This is a genomic window from bacterium (assembly GCA_035527515.1).
Classification (GTDB): Bacteria; B130-G9; B130-G9; order B130-G9; family B130-G9; genus B130-G9.
The window spans coordinates 1-19,438 of sequence record DATLAJ010000063.1 but is presented as its reverse complement, the minus strand read 5'-3'; the positions used below and the strand labels follow the sequence as shown (position 1 = coordinate 19,438).

The window sequence follows — 19,438 nt, the reverse complement described above, 5'->3', positions numbered from 1 at the left end:
TTGACGTTTATTGTTTGAGTGAGGCGACCGCCGCGGCCGCGTCGGCTAGGAGCTCATCAGGACTGATGGGCTTGCCGACCGCCTTTTGCATCCAAAGATCAGGATAGATGTTGCCCAAGGCGCACATCCGCTCGAGGTTCGAGGGCAGGTCGTGGTGCTTGAAGTAGTTCTGGACCTGGTAGCTGATGATGTGCCCGATGGGGTAGTCCGGTAGGTAAAGGCTGTATGAGACCATGTGCGAATAGATGCCCAAGAGCGAGTAGTCGGACTTGCCCAGATGCGGTTCCCAGTATTTTGACCACAGATTCTCTGCGATGGCTATGACGTTTCGCTTCAGGTCATCTGCGGTCGCTTCCGGATGTCCATACAAGTAGCGCCAAGCCTGCATATCAACGAGAGACATCGAGGCTATCTCGCAAGTTGACAGAAAGGTGTGGATTGGGAGCTCGGAGCTCTTTTCGGCCGGTGGCAGACCGAGAATCTCCCGGTCCTTGCCCTGAAACAGGAAGGCTATTGCCTCGGTAAAGGCCGCGTTGGGAACGCCCTCGAGGGTAGGATGATCGATCATGTTCATGCTGAACGTCTGCTCAACGGTGTGCCCCAGCTCGTGCATCGCAATGTTGAACGACCGGTAACTCATCTTGCCCTTTTCGGTGCGAATCCTCAGAAGCGCCTTCTCGCCTCTCATCCCCGCGCCGCGAGCGTGGCCTGCGCTGCGCGAAGGCTCCGCAAGGATGTGGTCGGCAAGATACCTGGCCTTGGGGTCTGAGAATCCGAGCCTATTCAGAATCTGCGGGAGCTTGGCGTTGAAAGCATCGATGTCCGGAAACTGCTGCTTCACGAGGTCGTCGAGTTCCGCCTGGCTTTCCATCGGATTGAACCCCTGATACCAGATGTCGTAGGGCCTGAGCTCGCGGCCCAGCCGCTTCCGCATCTCGCGCGCGACTTCACTCAGAACTGGCGAGGAGAGCAATTGCACAAACACCGCCTCGACCTTAGCCTCGGGCATCTGCCTGTGAATGTTGAAACGGCGGTCTATCAACGTCCTATTGACGGTGTAGTATGCGTCTTGGGCACGCTGCGTCTTGAAGGCCGCAAGCCACTTTGCGTATCTTCGGTCGCCCTCCGGTGTGGAGTCGATCCCCTTGCCACCAGCATCGAAGCACTCGTTTGTGTAGGGGTTCCAACGGATATCACTGCTGTTGATGACTTGCTGGGGGATGGTTCCCTGAACAATGTGCCTCATAACTTTCAGAATGAGCTCCTGCTTGGCCTGGCCGGACGGGTCGGCGTAGAGCGCCTTGAGCTCATCCCGAAGGCCCCAGTGGGAGATGAGCCTCTTCTCCTCGTCGTAGAGCCGCTTGCCGTTCTCATCGAGGAGGCAGTTCATGAAGATGTTGTAGTCGTTGATATAGGTGTCCGCGTCTTGCATCGCGAGAAAAACTTTGTGAGAGACCTCCGCCGGCACCCTGCTCTCGTAGGCCGCCTGCCTCATCTCGACCCACTTCTCTCTCGACCACTCGGCGTGGTGCTCCACCATTGATTGAAATGTCTCACGCTTGAAGTTGAGCAGAATGACGAACGGGAGCTTTAGGTCGAACAGATCGTCGGTCAAATGCTTGAATGGGTTGAATCTCGCCAGAAGCTCATCTTGGGCCGAAAACTGGACTATCTCGAGGTCCTTCCACCTGCTAAACGTGGTATAGACCTCCAGCAGGTGTCCCTGGAGCTGCTCAAACACCAGCTCCAACTTGTCCCGAAATGAGGCAAGCTCCTCCAAATCGTCTATGAAATACTTGACGCAGAACTCCTTGAGGTCTTCCCCAGAACCATCCCTCTCCTCCCAGAGAGACAGCACCTGCTCAACGCCGGTCTCAGCCCGCTCGCTGCTCCTAAACCGACTGTTCATCTCATCGAGAATCTGCTGCTTCTGCTCGGCCGCGGTCTCAGACATCAAGCCTCCTTCACTCTCGTTATCACTGTGAAACGTCAGAATCTGAGCAAAACACCGGACGAGGCCATAGGGACTGAATCCCAGAAGGAGCCACCATCATGCGCCAGCGTCACTTCTTCTTTGACTTGTTTTTTTTGAGTATCGGAACGATGAGCTTCTGACCTGGCCTGATCTTGTTGCTCTTGAGGCCATTGGCCTGCTTGATCGCCCTGACGCTAGAGCCATATTTCTGCGCGATCGCAAAGAGCGTATTGCCCGACTTCACACGGTGGGTGATAGTTTCGGACCATTTGAGCCTCGCTGCACTTGGTTTACTCGGCTTGCTCGATCGCTTGGAAAGCACAGGGACCAAGAGCTTCCGGCCAGCCCGGATGCGCGATGTCCGCATCCCGTTGGCCTGCTTGATCGCCCTGACGCTCGAGCCGTAGCGCCTCGCGATGCTGGAGAGCGTTTCGCCGGATCGTATGCGGTGCGTAAGTATCCTCGAGTGCGCCTGCGTGGGGAGTTTTCTGTAGGCCGCAAGGAACTTGTCCTTCCTGCCTTTGGGAATCTTTAGATTGTACCTTGAGTATATTGGAGGCGTGCACCACCGGCGCAGTTCCGGGTTCAGAGCCCTTAAGGTCTTGTAGGTGGTTCCGGCGCACTCGGCTGCCTTTTTCAGGCCGAGCCAGCCTTGAATCGTAATCTCGTCATACTCAACAGGGTCCTCGTAATCAACGTAGAAGCCAAACTTCTCGGGATACTTGGCAATGATCGTGGCCGCCATGAAACGAGGGACGTATTCCCTTGTCTGGGGGTGAATCCTGGCGGATGACATAACATCCCAAAAATCGCTCGTGCCACACTGCTCGATAGCCTGTCGGACCGCACCCTCGCCGCCGTTGTATGAGGCAAGCACGAGCTTCCACGACGCGAACTCGTCATAAAGGTCCTTCAGGTAACCAATGGCGGCCCTTGTCGACTTCTCGGGATCACACCGCTCGTCAACCCAGTAGTTCATCTTGAGGCCATAGCGGCGGCCAGTGCTCGGCATGAACTGCCAGAGCCCCCTGGCCCTAGCATACGAGGTTGCATAAGGGCTGAATCCGCTCTCGACTATGACAAGGTATGCCAAGTCCTCCGGGAGCCCGGCCTTGTGCAGCTCTTGTTTGATCATGGGCATGTAGCGCCCTGAGCGCCTCAATGTTCTCTCGATAAACGCCCGGCTTGCGGTCTGGTATTCCTCGATGAAGTGCCTGACCGAGTTGTTCAAGACGATCGGCACCGTGTAGTTCTTAGTATTGAAGTGGCTCCACCTGTTGTCGAGGTAGATGTCCAGGGCATGGGGGTTGGACTTCAGTATCTTGGCGTTGAGGTCGTATATCTGCTGGTAGAGCTCGGCCATCTTCGGGAACTCCACGAGCTCGATCTGCGAATCGAGAATCGTCAATAGCGCGGTATCAAGATACGGCATGGCCTCTCGAACAAGGCCAGTGTCGTATAGATTGCGAGCACAACGCAGGAAGCCCTCCGTTTTCTGGTAAGTGTTCTGGAAGTACTCCTGCGTGATGGCGAAGACCTCCTCGGGCTGCCTCGGGGGCTGCGAGGCAGTGTTCTGAGGTTCAGCACTGGCTATCACCGCGGGCGAGCTCACCCGGGCAAGGTCTGTTCTATTGGCGCAACCAATCAGAGAACCAAAAACGGCGCCGCAGACCAAAAGCACGAGTGAACTGCGGCGCAACTTCGCCCTCTGTAAAGTCGCCTTGAGATGGGCCGTGCCCGACCACCGGTCAAGTGCACTAGACATCAGTATCCTCCACACGGACGAGCACGATGGTTGTGTTGTCATAGCCGCCAGCCTGATTGGCCATCTCGACCAGAACGTCGCATGTGTCGTTGAGACTCGGCAGCGTCTGGTCGAGGACCGTCGAGAGAATCGCATCGTCGTCCAGAACGCTCGTGAGCCCGTCGGTGCAAAGCAGTATCAGATCGGTGTGCTGCAAAGGGACTCGAGAGACATCGGCCTGAACTGTGCTCTTCGTGCCAAGAGAGCGGGTGACGAGATGTTTCATTGGATGGTGTCTGGCCTCCTCGAGGCTCAAAACGCCCTCCTGATACTGCTCATAAACCCAGGAGTGGTCCCGTGTCAAGAGCCTCAACGAACCATCACGAACAAGATAAACCCGGCTGTCGCCAACGTGAGCAATGTTAAGCTCCCGATCGCGAATCCAGGCGACCGACATGGTTGTGCCCATCCCCTCAAGCGATCTGTCCTGCCTACTCTGCTCAAACACCCTAGCATTGCCAATCATCATGGCCGCGCGCAAGACGTCCTCAGACCCCGAGAGGTCCATCGCAAGGCCATAAGGCGGCGTGATTTCGGGGTCCTGAAGATAATGACCCAGGTAATCCACAAGAGCATCGACGGCGATCTTACTGGCTACCCCACCACCGGCGTGGCCACCCATCCCGTCCGCAACGACAAAAAGACCTATCTTGTCGTCCGCGAAGTAGCTATCCTCATTAACTCGTCTCACGCGACCCAGATCGCTCTTCATGCCGTGCGACACCTCGAGGTAACTCATCGCCGCCGCCCCTTCTGATAACGCCAAACTGCCCTATTGTGTTCCTCTATGGTTGCTGAGAACTTATGCTGACCATTGTTCATTGAAACGAAATAAAGATAGCCTACGTCGCCCGGATACAACGCCGCCAGCAAGGACGCCTTCGAGGGCGAACATATCGGGCCCGGCGGCAAGCCCTTTCTTATGTATGTGTTGTATGGCGTATCTGCCTTAAGGTCATCACGCGTCAGGTTTCCGTCAAAGTCCCTAAGACCATGAATCACTGACGCATCTATTTGCAGCGGCATGTTTCGCCTCAACCTATTGTAGAGCACGGCCGCGATCAACGGCCTCTCCCGCTCCAACGCCGTCTCCTTTTCTACTAACGAGGCGATCGTAACAATCTCGTGCAGCGTCGAGCCTAGCTCGGCAATGCGACTCTGATAACTCTGCCCAATCACGCTTTCAAACTCCTTGACCATGCGCTCGGCAACCTTTTGCGCACTTGTTCCGGGCTCAAAATAGTAGGTTTCAGGATACAGGTAACCTTCGAGACCATTAGCCCTGATGCCTAAGTGTGCAGCGAAAGACTCATCATTGCAAATCATAAGGAAGTCCGACTCCAAGATTCCCAAACTACTCTCGACTATCGCCGCGATGTCCTTCAGTGTTGAGCCCTCAGGAATCGTCACACGACGGAGGGCTATATTCCTAGGGCAAAACGCTCGGATGAGTTCCCTGGGCTTGAGCCGCGGAGGGATTCTATATTCACCGGCCGGGATGCTCGCATCCATCAGCCGACATACAAGCGCGAAGTCAAACACACTTCTGATAACTCCCTGCGACGTCAAGACCCGAGCCACATCCCTGACTGACATGCCTCGCTCGATTCTGACTAGGAACGGCTTACTCGCCATGTTAGTTGGATTATCAAAGTAATTCTTGAAGTAAATCACTGGCGCCGAGGCAACAAGAAGCACGGCCAAAACAAGGAGGAAAAGAACCCGCCACAATCTCCCCACTATGGCCCTTCACGACTCTTGGATGTTGTTGCCAGGCGGTCCAAATAGCCCTGCAATATCAAAACCGCGCTCATCTGGTCCAGCCGTCCGTCCCGCCTCGTCGCGGTGCGCCCTGCATCGTGAAGGGCACGCTTGGCGATTCTGGTCGTCAGTCGCTCGTCCCAGAACTCGACGGTTACGTTAAGCTCATTCCTCAATAAATCAGCAAACTCCTTCGTTGTTTTTGCTCTCGGCCCGACACTCCCGTCAAGATTCAACGGAAGTCCAATGACGATCGTGTCGATCCCGCCCTCCTCAAATAGGCGCCCGATCTCACTGAGAGCCTCCTTCTGACTGGACACGAACAGGGTCTCGCGCGCAAGTGCTATCGAACATGAAGGATCGCTCACAGCAACACCGATCCTGCGCTCGCCGAGGTCAAGTCCAAGCACCCTCAATTCATCTTCTCCCACCGGGAAATCGACAAGCGTCGCTACGTTATTATCACGCCGGCGTATCCAACAACCTGCGCCTTGTTACTGCACGTCTCGCCGGACGTCTGGTATGAGACTAAAGCGGCGGAACTTGCGCCGAGCGCGTTTGCGGCCGAGAGCGCTGTAACCGTCGCGGTCACCCCGCACATCGAGATATTATTGGACATGACTACGTCATAGAGACCTTGGGCGTCCAGCGCAAGGACCCTGTCGATCGCCAGATGGTCCATCTTGACCGCGACTTCATGGGGGATGTAGTGGGACATGTCTGTGCTGGCGACGATGAGGACGCTCTTGCCCGAGGCTCTGATCACGTCTGCGAGTTCCTTGCCCAAAAGATCGGCACTTCTAAAATCATAAAGCCCGAGACATATTGGGACAATGGAGAAGCTGCTGTTGAAGAACTGAATGAATGGCAGCTGAACCTCGAGGCAGTGCTCAGAGTGGTGAGCGGCCTCGTCAAGGCGTGCGACGCTCGAGCGAGATATAATCGAGCTCGCGAGGTCCTGGTCGATCGGGACCTCGCCCATTGGCATGGACCAAGAGCCCTCGCCGAAGACCGCTGCCGGGGCGCCAACTCCACTGTGGTTAGGGCCTAGAATAACATAAGTGTCATAGTTAGGTATCCGGGAATAGACCTTGCCAGCGACCGGCCCCGAGCATACGTAGCCCGCGTGGGGGCACATGATTGCCTTCGCCCGAACCTTTTGCGGGACGTCCTCAACGTAAAGCCCCACTTGCTTTCGCAGGGCGGAGCCTGTCCTCTCGTAGAACTGGCCAGCCACGGCAGGTCTTCTGATCATTGACATCGCTCAATCCACCTATTTTGGACCATAGTATTTCTCAAGCGCCGAAAGCAGTTGAGACGTTGCGCAGACAACCGGCTCCACACGCCGCTCGGTTCGCGACTCAAGCCTCCTTAATTTGGCGCGGTCTGTCGGATCATCGGTTGCAACGTCCAGCACTCCGTTTGAATACTTGACTGGCAACACCGTAAACTCGTATGCAATCTCCTTGGAGAATAGGTTTATCGTTCTGGGCGGTATCGACGAGCTCGAGAGGTCAACACACATGCAGCCCCACTGTTTCCCCAGCGCCCTTGCGAGCTCTTCCTCCGTAATGAACCCCATTCTCACTAGTATCTGTCCAATGCGCGATGGGTCGTTCTGTTGTTCCACAAGCGCTTGCTCCAGCTGCGGGACAGTGATCATCTTCTCGACAAGCATGATCTGGCCCAATCTCCTGTCCGTCGGAGAAAGCTTCCAAAACTTAGACCCCTTGTCGAGCAGCCGGTCGCCCGAATAGGCTTGCCGGACCGCTATCACCACGTCCTCCTCGGGCGCAAAGACAGCCTTCACCGGACGGCCGATCTTCTTCTCCAGCTCCGCTACTCGCTCGGCGTCCCCTGCGTCCGGAGTGGCCAGCAGAACCTGACCTTCACCCGTAAAATCGAACGGCAGCGCCCGCCCACGCTCGGCGTCCTCCTCGGAGAGAAGCGCCAACGCTGAACTTTTGCACGAGAGCATAAGAACATCGACCCAGGGCGTGCCCTTCTGCTTGCTCAGCGCCGCCAAGACTGCCTCGCGCGTAATAAGTCCTGATTCGACCAACAGCTGGCCGACCCGCTTGTCCGATTGGTCCTGCCCCTTGAGGCACAAAGATAACTCCTCGCTGCCAACGATCCCGTATGCGACCAAGATATCCCCAAGTCGCATGTTGGTCATGTCCTCAAGCGGCGCCTCCTCTTCCTCGGCCTCCGCTTCGGCCTCCTTGCCGAGCTCTACGAACCTCTCATAGCAGGCATTTGAGCAAAACCATCTGCCGTCGCTAACGAAGCCACTGCTCGCCCAAAGAGACTCCAGAAAACCGGTGGGGCGATGATGATTGCACTCAGGATTCGCGCACTTCACCATCCTAAGACCCAATTACTCCTTGATCACTACCCCTCGAACGTTGACACACTTGGCCCCGTAAAGAACCGTGCCGGCGAGATTGACGCCTCGCATGTCAGCGTTGGTGAGGTTTGTATTGCGCATGTTGGCGCTGCTGAGGTTTGCCCGCACGAACTTGGCACCCGTGAGGTCCATATCCTGAAGGTCAGCGCCCGTCAGGTCTGCCCCGCTGAAATCAGCGTTCTTAGCGTTGCTCCGGTTCATGTAAGCGTTCTGAAGGTCTGCATCCTTGAAGATCGCGTCCTGAAGGTCCGCCGACCCCAGCTTGACATGCATCATTCGGGCCTTCGTTAGGTCTGCCCCGAGAAGGCTCGCCCCGGTCATAGGAACATTCTCGAGAACTGCCCCTGTCAAAACCGCCTGGGACAGATTGACCCTATCCAACCTCGCTTGGTTGAGGTTCGTTGCCCCCCTCAGGTCAAGGCCAGAGAGGTCAGCTTCGCTCAAGTTAGCGCCATCGAACTTGGCCTGAAGAATACGCAGGACGCCTGTCAGCACCGCTCCCGATAGGTCCGCACCCCAAAAATCAGCGTCCAGCACATTAGCGCCCGCCAAGACCGCCTCCTTCAGGTTGGCAAGCCGGAAAGCAACGCTCTTAAGGTCTGCGCCGGTGAAATCTACCCCTTTGAGGTTAGAACTTGTCAGGTTAGAACCAGTAAGTGTGGCCTCCGAGAATATCGCTTTCTCAAAATTGAGATGTGAAAGGTTCTCGCCGGATAGATCGAGCAGGGCCATGTTCTGGCCAGCAAGTCCGCGGCGTGTGACGATGAGTTTAAGCACCTTGGCTTTACTGAGTGACTTCAATGCGGACTCCTTCCTCGATTACAGTCTCCGTTTCCCAATTGAGCGTCCATAAAACAACACCGATAATGATGACATTCTGATCGCCCAGAGTCAAAGCCCTTTAATCACGTTTGTCGTGTGTCCGAGCGCCTCACGCTAAGCAATATGCCGATTATGACGAACGTTGCGGCGGCGTAAAGGAACAGAAACACCGCCTGCTCTATCTTCAAAGTCGAAACCAAGATACCCATAAGGCCCATGAGGCCGGCGACCAGATAGATGAAAAACACAGACTTGGATTGGCTCATCCCGAACGAGACGAGGCGGTGCGAGAAGTGATTCTTATCCCCAACGAATATCGGCCGATGGCCCCGCCAGCGTATCCAAACAACCGATGCCGTGTCAAAGATCGGCACAGCGAGCACCAGAACCGGCGTCATCACCGCGAGCCGCGGGACATCGGTAATCCTAGTATAGACGCCCAACACTGCTACCGACGCCAGTGTGAACCCCACAAACATGCTCCCAGCGTCGCCCATGAATATCCTCGACGGATGCAGGTTGTACCGAAGAAACCCAAGACAGCTCCCGCCAATAGCAAGCGAAAGAATCGACACCGTCAGCTCACGCTGCATCACTCCGATCACCGCAAATGATATTGCGGCGATCACGCTTACGCCGGCCGAAAGCCCGTCCATGTTGTCTAGCAGGTTGAAGGAGTTGGTTATGCCCACTACCCAGACAACCGTTACCACAAAAGCCAGCACGTCGTTCGCGTCCAAAACGTAGATCGACAGCCTGATGTCCCCCCAAATGATAATCACCGCAGCCACCACGCTGACCGCAATCTGCATTAGCAGCTTCACCCGTGCCTTGATAGGCCTGATGTCGTCGATCAACCCAACGGTCATTATCACAAGACCGCCGGCCGCGATCGACAACACCTGCAACGAATGCCCCGGCTCAACGTAGCCAAATAGCCACAGAACAAACAGAACAATGTCGAAGGACAAAAGAATCGCAAGCCCACCCAAGAGCGGCTTCGACTCCTTGTGAACCTTTCTCGTGCCAGGGTGGTCCAGCACGCCAAACCGCAACGCCATCCACCTGCATACCGGCGTCAGAATCAGGGAGAGAAGTATCCCCAATACAAGGATGCCCGCCTGGAAAAGGATCAGCCCCTTTGGGCCGACTATACTGTCCATTGCCTAATGTCCATCAATGCAGTTGTGGAAGCGCTCCCGACCAAACGAGGGCGAAGTTTCTTTGTGAGACGCTATTCCCTGAAGAACTCTATTGTCCTCCTCAGCGCCTCCTCGAGGTCAACCTCCGGCTCGTAGCCCACCAAATCGTGAACCTTAACAAGCGCCGGCTTGCCGCGCTCGATGTCCTCAAACCCCCTCTCGTAAGCATGTTCATAAGGCACAAACTCTATCTTCGATTCGCTCTTGGTCAGCGAGATAATCAGCTTCGCAAGCTCGTGTATGCTGATCTCCTTATCGTTGCCAAGGTTGAACACATCCCCCACTGCCCTAGGCTCGTCGCAGAGCTTGAGCAGGCCGGACACTGTGTCGCCAACGTAGCAGAAGCATCGCGTCTGGGAGCCATCCCCATAGACGGTAACGTCATGGCCCAAGAGCGCTTGCTTGATGAAACGAGGTATCACCATCCCATATTGCCCAGTCTGACGGGGCCCGCACGTGTTGAAGAGCCGCACGATCACGACCGGAAGCTGCTTCTCCCGGTGATACGCAAGTGCCAGGAACTCGTCAACCGCCTTCGAGGCGGAATATGACCACCGTGAGATCGTTGTTGAACCGAGGACTCTGTCCGCACCCTCGCAGAGCGGGCTCTCCTGATTCTTGCCGTATATCTCCGAAGTCGAGGCCAGCAGCACCTTGCATTTGCGCCGATTGGCTGCCGCCAAAACGTTCTCCGTTCCCTTGATGTTGATCTGAATCGATCTCAGCGGGTTGTCGATTACATACTTGACGCCGACCGACGCTGCAAGATGAAACACTACATCGACCTTGCTCACAAGGTCCACCAGCAGCGCGGCGTCCATGATCGTGTCGATAACGAGCTTGAACCGCTTATTGCCGTCTAAGTGGCTCACATTCTCGATCGAGCCCGTGGAAAGGTTATCTATCGCAATAACATGGTCGCCTCGAGCAAGCAACGCATCGCAAAGGTGCGACCCTATGAATCCCGCGCCCCCGGTTACCAGTGCCTTCATTACTCCTGCTCTCCATCAGCCATTAGTGCAGCCCCGTGTCCCCAAACTCCGAATCAATCCCGACTCCGTAGATCGTCTGCGTCCATCTCGTATTATCAGCTCCCATCAACTGATAAAAATCGCGACCGCCAGCGTCCAGCAAAAGGCTGAAACTTGTCTTGCGAGCACCATCATAACGGCCCTCGCCCTGGTTCAAGTGCCCCTTCATTGCCCAATACATGTCGTTCCCCCCATTATCAACCAGCGCAGAGAAACTCCGCGGGCTCGAGGCGCCCTGGCTGAAATCTTGCGCCAGGTACACATCGTCTCCGGCGTTATCTACGAGTATCCCGACCGAATTGTCGTGCGCACAGCCCTGAGAGAGCGACCGACACACATACGTATCGTCCCCATCGTCGTCAACAAGAAGGCCAACAGCGAGGTGTATGCCGGATGCAATCGAGTACTGCCTCGACAGGTAAGTATCATTCCCGCTCCTGTTCATCAACATCCCTAGGCCGAACCAATACGCCCCCGCCGTGCCGAAGAAATCGCTTATGAACGTGTCGTCTCCTGCGCTGTCGATCAAGAGCCCAACTCCGCCCGAGGCGTGCGGGTCGCCGACGTAATTCAACCTGACGCCGAACCCGTAGCCCTGGGACATCGAAGTCGTCCGCGGCGGCTCATACTGATGCTCATATTCCCCTCCGGCGAAGTAAAGATCGTCACCGGCGGTGTCATTCAGAATGCCCGCGCCGCAGATGTAGCCAAACGCCTGTGCATGTTCGTCCGCAGAATACGAATCGCTCCCACTGCGGTCCAGCAACAGACCTACTCCCATGAAGCCCGCTCCCTGACAGCAAGTCTCACCGTAATACTGGTCGTCGCCGCTCCAATCACAGAGCACGCCAACGCCTCCCCAGCCCGCACCCTGCGAGTAGTGCCCGGCCTTGTAGTAGTCATTCCCCGAGAGGTCCAGGCAAAACCCTACACCGAGATTACCGGAGCCCTGGGCATTGTCATGCACCGTCCGATAAGTGTCATTGCCCGAAATGTCTATTGTAACCTGTGCGCAGATGCTATCGCGAAAGTCATTCGGCAGATATGAGTAGTAGTTGTCATCTCCGCCCAAGTCCACGATAAGCGTCGGGAGGCTCTCTGGCGTCGGCTCAAAGTCCGTGCGATACGTGGTCTCACCATATCCACCAAGTATCAAGGCGCCTATCGGCGTCTCGAACGAGAACACAACGTCTCCGCTAACCGAGGGCACCTTAGTCCGGTCTTTTGCCCCAGCAGCAATCGCCCAGCCAGACCCAGACCGCCCTGCGCCCAACAGCGAATCGATCACGCTCGCTACCAACGCAGCACCTTGCACGACCTTCGCCCGATCAACCTTGTTATAGACCGCAAACATCGAGAAGAGCGGCGACATATTGCTGATGAAGTTGGGGTCCATGGTGTTGTAGAAAATATCCTGCCTCTCGCCAACGGATAGCCCCTCAAAAGCCTCGTCCCGAAGACGCATCGCCTCGTCCATCGCAAGAAACAACAACCCCAGCGCCTCCTGTATGCTCCGCCCGATCATTCCGTCGATCAATGCGAGCTTCGCCTCCTGCTCCGACGTGAGCGCCTCGCCATGGCGTTGATAGACTGCGCGGATCGCCTCTTCCAGGGGCTTATCCCCAAACCTGTGCGAGAAGGATACCGGCTCCACAATAACGTCGGCCATCGACGAGGCCTTGAGTATTTTCGCCTGAAGCGTTGAGCAGTCAAACTCCAATTCGTCCGAAAGCTGCCTCAGCACCGAAGGCCCCTGAGCTGGCTCTTGAGTGAGCAAGTAATCAACCAGAGCAAGCCTGTAAGGGTCCTTCGCAACAGGCGCCGGGTCAATCGCCAGGGCCGCGTAGCTATAACCTGCCATCTTCATCGCCTCGTCAAGCAGCGTCCCGGGTCCCTCGGGGCCAGGTCCTTTTTTCGGCTGAAGAACAACCGGCAATAAAGAAGAATCCTGCTTCGTGGCTACATTCTTGTGAGTGCCGCCTTGAGGCGCAAGCACAAGCTCGCTGTAAAGCGCATTCCCGCCGGGGGTATCTATCACCGCGCGGCTATACCTGTCCTTGAGACAGTAGAACTTCCCATTCATGCATGGCACATAAAGCCGACCCGCACTGTCAAGCACAAGTGAGGCGTAAACACCGCTGCCGTTGCTGCCAAGCTGAGAACTCTCCATCTCGTATCTCATCGCAAGCCAGCTACACGTGCTGTTCAGACCGTAAACACACCGCCCAAGCGTCCCCACGTAGGTATTCGAATTGGCGTCCAAGAGCGGAGAGGACAGATAATACGTGGGCGTCGTAGCCCCGCTGAGGTAGCTCGAGGCTGCCGCCCCGGAGGGGCTCAGCCGGTAGAAAATATGTCCAATCGTCCCGAACCGCACATACCCATCCCCGTCAACCGAGCACGAGCCGAAAATAGCACCGTCAGCCTCAAACCGCCACGCCTCGCTTCCATCCGGATTGACCTTGAACATCGTCCCACCAAGTGTCCCGAAGTGTATCCCTCCGTCAGGGCCTACCGCAGGCGTCGTGAATATCTGAGAGCCTGCATCGAATCGCCACTTGAAGCCGCCATTCACGTCAAACGCATATAGCCTGCCATCGTAGGAACACACGTAAACGTCTCCCGCAACCGAGGCCGCTGGAGATGAACTCACCCAGCCCTCCGTCTGATAAGACCAAGCAAGCTCCCCGGTCGTGCCCAGGGCATAGACCTTGCCGTCGTCCGACCCGAATGCCACAGTATCCACTCCGCCAGGCGAGTAGCCCAAGGGCGAGGAATAGACCGCCCCCCCCGTCTCGTAAGACCACAGAAACTCTCCTGAATAAGTCAAGGCATACAGATTGCCGTCCAACGACCCGACGAACACCTTGCTGCCCAAAAGCAGCGGCGAAGAATAGACCTGGCCGCCCGTCTCGAAGGACCACAACAGCTCGCCGTTCATGTTCAAGGCGTGTATCTTCTTGTCGTTGGCCCCGAACACGATTAGGTCCGCCGCCTCGTCAATTGCTGGGGTCGAGCATATCCAGTCGCTAGTCGTTCCGACCTGATATGACCAGGCGATCTTCAGGTCGGTCGAGCCGGGCCCTGGCAACCCTGAGACGCCCGTCCTCTGAGGCCCGCCGCGGAACATCATGGAGCCGCCAAACGCGCTCGACCAAAACACCAAAACCAGCACCATGAAGATAGTTGGAACAGCAAAACGCTTTTCAAGATACATAATCAAGCTCCCTAAGATAGCGAGGTCCTAAACTTCTTCATTTAGCAGGGCGAGCCCGAAGCCACCGAAGTCCGCCCATTGAAACTGCAAAAGCAAACAAGCATTCAACCAGAATTCGCTATCGGCTGCAAGTCGTTTGGGAAGAGGAGTTTTCGTAATGGTGCCCGGGCCTGCTCAACTGACGGCGTTCTTCCGGCATCCCCGCAAGGGGATGAACGTGAGTAGCGGTAGGTGCAACCTACGGATCAGGGTCAGAGGAGGAAAGGAAAACAGCCCTGAAAGGACTGAACATAGCCCTGTGGACGGGCTGTTCGACCCATTCGGGCTCGCGAGCATACCGACGTGAACGGATTCCGTAGGTCCCACCTACGGCTACTATTGTGGCCCCCCTTCGGGGAACCGAAACGTCAGCATCACGTCAATCCTAATTCCACTTTTGTTCTTGACCAAAACCAAAACCCACAGCCAACAACACAACACTCCTTAATCAAAAAATACGAAAACTCCCGGAATCTCAAGGCGCCTGATAGTGGACGCGCTGAGGTATGCGCGAGGGCGGAATCGTCTTTTTGTGCCGCTATTGTGCCGCAGAGACGACAACAGGTGTGTAAGAACAAGGTTAAATGGGAAGAATAGGTCTTGAGGGGATCCAGGGGTAGAAATCGTCGGGATCGCCCCATAGAGAGCGCGCCTGGTGCGATTCGAACGCACGACCTACGGATTAGAAGTCCGTATGAGGGGCTTTGAATATCGGCTATATAAGGGATATGGGGGGGATAGGACGATTGTGTGTGCACTTAATGTGCACTTTCCGCGACGGACCTCATATTCTTGGCCTCTGCGACAGCTTCGTCTCTTGGCCGGATTTCTGGAAGCAAATCGACAGCTGCTCGGAGCCTCTCCTCGCTCGTAGAAAGATACATAAGCGTTGCGCTGAATTGCGAGTGCCCCAGAATCCTCTTGATTGTGATCAAGTCCACACCCTCAGAAGCTAAACTGGTCGCGAATGTCTTTCTCAAATCATGGAATTTGAAGTCTGCTATACCTGCGCGTCGCAACGCGGTGGCAAACGACCTCTTGACCGAGCCAATCGGGAACAGTCGGTCACCCTTTTGATCTATGGAGGATAGGACCTAGATGGCCTGGTGGCTGAGTGGGACACTTCTGTCCTTGTCGCCTTTGCCAGCTCTTACGGTCAGGATACGGCGCCGAAGGTCAATGTCGCGCCATTCCAAGTTGCGCAGCTCTCCGGCCCTCAAGCCCGTCAAGAGAGCAATCGAGACGAGCGGCAAGAGCAATGGCTGTTCGCTTTCGCTACACGCCTGCAAGAGCCGTCTTTGCTCGTCCTGAGTCAGGAAGCGCAGACGGCTTCGCTCCTTGAATGGCTTGATCTTCGCGGCTGGGTTGGCCTTGAGCGATCCCCATTCGATCATCTTATTATAGGCGTGCCGAAGCATTCCAACTTCGCGGTTCACGCTTGCTGGCTTGACCCCGGAATCGATCCGCTTGTGTCGATACGCCTCAAGATCCGTTACCGCTATGTCGGTTGCGCGCCAATTGCCGAACTCCTCGCACAGCCTCTTCGTAAGACCTTTGTCGCGCTCGTATGTCTTCGGTGCTTTCGCAGTGGAGGCCCAGCTGAGATACCTATGAAGCATCTGGTGCACGGTCATTTTCGTGATCTCTCGCTTGCCCAGGAACTCACCTTTGGCAACGGATGCTCGGCGCTCACTCAGGATGCTTCTGGCAAGTTTCTTTGACCTCACTTTGGTGCTCTCCCGGATGAGCTGACCATTGGGACCGGAATAGCTGATCCACCAGAAGGGGCTGTTTGCACGACGGTATAATCCCCTTTCGTCACCACTATCGGCTGGCATGGCGCTGCACCTTCTTCCGTATTCGACTTCGCCTTCGCAAGTTATGCGCGTCGTTTCGACACTTTCTAGAGCAGTACTTATCGTCGTTGTGACAGAGCCAGAACAAACGCTTGCAGCGAAGGCAGTTTCCCACGACTGGTTGATGGTTGTCCGGTTGCCTATCGAAGCGCAGAAAATGGAGCATGCAATCGGTTATGTCGACTTGTAGGCATTGGTCATTGGAACCTATATCTGCCAATGTAATGACTTCCGGAAGTTCGAAGTCATCTTCGGCTATATATGTCGGGACATATAGAATATCGGAATTATGCAACATATATGCTCTGCAGCGCGCAGCGAACTCTCTCGGATCATAGTCGAGAGAGCGTGGCATCGACGCTACGAAGAAGGATGCGGTGTCGGCGGTGAGGGTTTCTGGGAAGAATCCAGCCAATGCAGCGGCCAATTCGGAGCGACCATGAGGCCGAACTAGGACATCAGGTCCGGTTATTCCTAGAATGTCCTTTGTTGCCTGCTTAAGCGCTTCCCACTGCTGGGATCGCTCCTCCGTTAGTCTGATATCGGCGATGGTGGCGATTGAAGTATGCCAGTCCATATCTGGAATTGGGGGGCCTGGTGGTGGAAATGGTGAGGTTTGTTTAATCAACGGAATAAAACGCTGCTCGAAAAGTAACTTGTGCTGGCGCCAGCGATAGGATGGGGAGCGCCAGATGGGCAGCAGTTCTTTTGTAATTGGATCCCGGAAAAAGACATGTTCAGCCATGATCAGAACCAACGGCTTCTTTGACTGACTATGATTCTTGCGTAGGTTCTGCCGGATTCCCTTGAGGAGACGCTTTCTATCGTCGGGAGTCATGAGGTCAGGATTGTCCTGCAGCCGGAGCATATGGAGAAGAAGATCGGGAGGGCTGTAGTCGCGGTCTATTGCCTTCTTTGGTTTTGAAAAGAGCTTGTTGAAGTGTCTTCTGATGGCTTGCCAGAGATAGGTTGTCAGGAGAGGGGGATATTCCATGTGGTATTGGGGAACTTGGCGTTCGTCGCGCATTCTCTGGAGGACTTCAATAGGGTCGATGACTCCTCGTGAAACCGCCGATTATCTCGGATTAACGCTTAAGGGCTTGTATTCCCGCGTTGCTATGAGACAGCTACCGTTCAGCAGACTCGGCGGAAGTCTGAGGTTCCGGAGAAGTGAACTGGACGGGCTTCTGGAGGAAACCAAAGTCGAGCCGATCGTCTTAGGTCGATAAGGCACCAAAAGTGAAGGCCCCTTGGAGCCTGGCCGGGCTCCGGGGCCTTTAAGATAGGGATTATCACTTGAGCGACAATACCACAAGTATCTCGCCACAGTCAAGCGCGGCCGGGAACGAGCCGAGAAGGATCCCGGAGGCGCTTATTGGTCTGGTCACATGCCTGCCGCTGGCGGCGAATGCAAAGAGGCCACCGCTATTCAAAGGGTGGCAAAAGATGAGGCCCGAGACTCTAGAGCGTGTTACGGAATCCATTTTCTGCAAAAACAGCTGCGGAGTCGGCTGGAGACTGGATGGCCTAGTCGTCCTCGACGCTGACAGCAAGGAGAGCGTTGAGTGGATGGAGGGGGCAATCGCCTCAGGAGCACTACCTGAAACGGTCTCGGTGGACACTCATCGGGGACGGCACTACTTCTACCGACGAACAGAGCAAATCAAGAAAAAGGCCAAGATTGGGTTGCCGGGCAATATCCGAATCGATGTCTTGACCGGCCAGAAATGCTATGTAGTCGCCGTCGGTTCAGAAGCTGAGGGATACACTCGGGACTGGACACCAAATAGAAGCCCGGATGATATAGACGTAGCATGGCTCGATGATCAGGAAATCGAGGTGATTCAGAATTGGCTGTCGGAAACGGAACAGATAAAGCCGCAGCGTCGCACAAACCAGACGTTTGGCGAACATGCCTCTGAAACGGTAGCGGCGCCGGCGACGTCGCAGAAGCGTCCCGATTCCTCGCTCGAATTTGATTACGAAAAGGGGGTTGAGGAAGGCCGACTGGACGCGACCTGCTTTGCCCTTGTCCTGTTTTACTGGCGGCGTGGGAGAAGTCGGCAAGAAATCAAAGACACGCTACTTGGCTGGAACCTGCGCAACGTGCCTCCCTGGTCCAAGAGTGGAGACGGGTCAAGTCCTGAAGACTGGATTTGGGACAAGATCGATCGGATCTGCCACTTCAGGCCCGTCATGTCAAAGCCGTGGCCGAAAACTAAGAGGGCGCGGTGTGAGAAGAATGTGATGATGTGGGCGGCGGAAAGCCTTGAGATTGATCCTGACATTTGGGTCTTGCTGCCCGACGCAATCGACGATTTCATAGCATGGTGCAGTCGCGCGGGAATGGTAGTATGGAGTCGCAAGATGGCAGGAATGGCGATTAGGGCGGTCCTGCCGGTGAGCATAACGGAATACTCCTATCCGAGAAAAGGGGTCAAGCATCAGTACCGGTTACACGGAATTCGGCTCCGGAAGGCCAATAACCCTTCATATGGCCCAATAACCCGTGATAGATAGGCAGATCAAGCCCCGGCAAGGCGGCTACTGAGCCGCAATAACCCGTCATCCTCGCGCGCCTCAGGGTTATAAGGGTTTTTATGAATCTTGAGCTTATTTATGGGAGAGCAACCAAACTACCCACAAGGCCATGAGGAAGCTATACTTAACATCTGCATGTCTGGCCTAAGAATCTGCGGTCTTCAGAAGTATCAGCGGATTTGTGGAAGGATGTTGCGTGGGGCTTGTTCGGCGAGTGCCTAGACGATTTCATACGCATGAAGGCAGAACCCATATGGAGCATTGGGCATAGGGTTCGGGTGAGACATGGACATCCGATCATGACGGGGTCGCCGTGTCGGGGGATGATGTGGCCGGATTGCTGATAAGTTATATGGGTCAGCCTCGGACGGCACACTTTGTGCCTAGACCGAGGCTGCCACTATATTTTGCGGATGTCAAGGTATGTAGATGCCTTGCCGTGATATATACGCCATTGAGCGTGCAAGATGCACAAGATATGGGAATAAGGGTGGCGTGTCCAGGGGAGGCGCGGATGTGTGGCTGTGCGAGTTTGGGTTCTTTGCGATCCACGGCCGCGAAATAAGAAACATCGATTACAGAGATGACATGACCTGTATATGGAATCACCGGTCAAGGATTCGATGAACGCCTGAATTCAGAGCGTGAGGGCTGTGGGCTAACTGCAGAGCGAAGGTGGCCGTGCCGAAGTACACTGAGACCGGATTAAATGCGAAGAGGGGCCTCAGAATAGCCGACGAAGGCGCAGAATCCTGCACAAGTGACCGGACAGCCGGCGCTTAA

General features: G+C 55.5%; 14 protein-coding genes, 1 tRNA gene and 1 pseudogene. 2 read left to right on the top strand and 14 right to left on the bottom strand.

Features of this window, described 5'->3' with window-relative positions; genetic code table 11:
• Positions 1–7: 7 nt before the first annotated feature.
• The 11 genes from VM163_04605 to VM163_04555 form a co-directional block, all read right to left on the bottom strand.
• Entirely contained in the window at positions 8–1,954 is a 1,947-nt protein-coding gene (locus VM163_04605) for a hypothetical protein (GenBank protein ID HUT03153.1), read from the bottom strand.
• 109 nt (positions 1,955–2,063) lie between these two features.
• Positions 2,064–3,740 (bottom strand): LysM peptidoglycan-binding domain-containing protein, encoded by a 1,677-nt coding sequence (locus VM163_04600; protein HUT03152.1) that lies wholly within the window; start codon positions 3,738–3,740, stop codon positions 2,064–2,066.
• Positions 3,733–4,518 (bottom strand): Stp1/IreP family PP2C-type Ser/Thr phosphatase, encoded by a 786-nt coding sequence (locus VM163_04595; protein ID HUT03151.1) that lies wholly within the window; start codon positions 4,516–4,518, stop codon positions 3,733–3,735. Before VM163_04595 ends, VM163_04600 begins: the two co-directional genes overlap by 8 nt.
• Complete coding sequence (gene mltG / locus VM163_04590; GenBank protein HUT03150.1) at positions 4,515–5,519, bottom strand: endolytic transglycosylase MltG; 1,005 nt, start codon at positions 5,517–5,519, stop codon at positions 4,515–4,517. Before mltG ends, VM163_04595 begins: the two co-directional genes overlap by 4 nt.
• On the bottom strand, positions 5,519–5,950 hold the full coding sequence (gene ruvX, locus VM163_04585) for a Holliday junction resolvase RuvX (GenBank protein ID HUT03149.1): 432 nt from the start codon (positions 5,948–5,950) through the stop codon (positions 5,519–5,521). The genes mltG and ruvX overlap by 1 nt, the downstream gene beginning before the upstream one ends.
• A 41-nt stretch (positions 5,951–5,991) precedes the next feature.
• A complete protein-coding gene (gene amrB / locus VM163_04580) occupies positions 5,992–6,795 on the bottom strand; it encodes an AmmeMemoRadiSam system protein B (GenBank protein ID HUT03148.1) in 804 nt (267 codons plus the stop codon).
• 18 nt (positions 6,796–6,813) lie between these two features.
• Positions 6,814–7,905, bottom strand: a complete 1,092-nt coding sequence (locus VM163_04575; protein HUT03147.1) for a hypothetical protein — start codon at positions 7,903–7,905, stop codon at positions 6,814–6,816.
• Between the two features lie 12 nt (positions 7,906–7,917).
• Positions 7,918–8,748, bottom strand: coding sequence for a pentapeptide repeat-containing protein (locus VM163_04570; GenBank protein HUT03146.1), 831 nt, complete (start codon positions 8,746–8,748; stop codon positions 7,918–7,920).
• 104 nt (positions 8,749–8,852) lie between these two features.
• Complete coding sequence (locus tag VM163_04565; GenBank protein ID HUT03145.1) at positions 8,853–9,932, bottom strand: MraY family glycosyltransferase; 1,080 nt, start codon at positions 9,930–9,932, stop codon at positions 8,853–8,855.
• Positions 9,933–10,003: 71 nt separating this feature from the next.
• The gene (locus VM163_04560; GenBank protein HUT03144.1) at positions 10,004–10,963 is read right to left on the bottom strand and encodes a GDP-mannose 4,6-dehydratase; all 960 of its coding nucleotides are present in this window, start codon (positions 10,961–10,963) and stop codon (positions 10,004–10,006) included.
• Between the two features lie 22 nt (positions 10,964–10,985).
• Complete coding sequence (locus tag VM163_04555) at positions 10,986–14,219, bottom strand: PQQ-binding-like beta-propeller repeat protein (protein HUT03143.1); 3,234 nt, start codon at positions 14,217–14,219, stop codon at positions 10,986–10,988.
• A gap of 157 nt (positions 14,220–14,376) precedes the next feature.
• On the opposite strand from VM163_04555, the gene VM163_04550 reads away from it, so the two are divergent.
• Positions 14,377–14,565, top strand: a complete 189-nt coding sequence (locus VM163_04550) for a hypothetical protein (GenBank protein HUT03142.1) — start codon at positions 14,377–14,379, stop codon at positions 14,563–14,565.
• A 340-nt stretch (positions 14,566–14,905) separates the two neighbouring features.
• Here VM163_04550 and VM163_04545 read toward each other — a convergent pair.
• The 3 genes and pseudogenes from VM163_04545 to VM163_04535 all read right to left on the bottom strand — a co-directional run bounded on the left by VM163_04545 (position 14,906) and on the right by VM163_04535 (position 17,141).
• Positions 14,906–15,034, bottom strand: a tRNA-Ser gene (locus VM163_04545).
• Positions 15,017–15,652: pseudogene (locus tag VM163_04540) on the bottom strand (site-specific integrase). The gene VM163_04545 and the pseudogene VM163_04540 overlap by 18 nt, the downstream one beginning before the upstream one ends.
• 430 nt (positions 15,653–16,082) lie before the next feature.
• The gene (locus tag VM163_04535; GenBank protein HUT03141.1) at positions 16,083–17,141 is read right to left on the bottom strand and encodes a hypothetical protein; all 1,059 of its coding nucleotides are present in this window, start codon (positions 17,139–17,141) and stop codon (positions 16,083–16,085) included.
• A 269-nt stretch (positions 17,142–17,410) separates the two neighbouring features.
• Between VM163_04535 and VM163_04530 the strand changes: the two genes are divergently transcribed.
• Positions 17,411–18,634: a bifunctional DNA primase/polymerase gene (locus tag VM163_04530; protein HUT03140.1), complete on the top strand. Its 1,224-nt coding sequence runs from the start codon at positions 17,411–17,413 to the stop codon at positions 18,632–18,634.
• Positions 18,635–19,438: the final 804 nt, after the last annotated feature.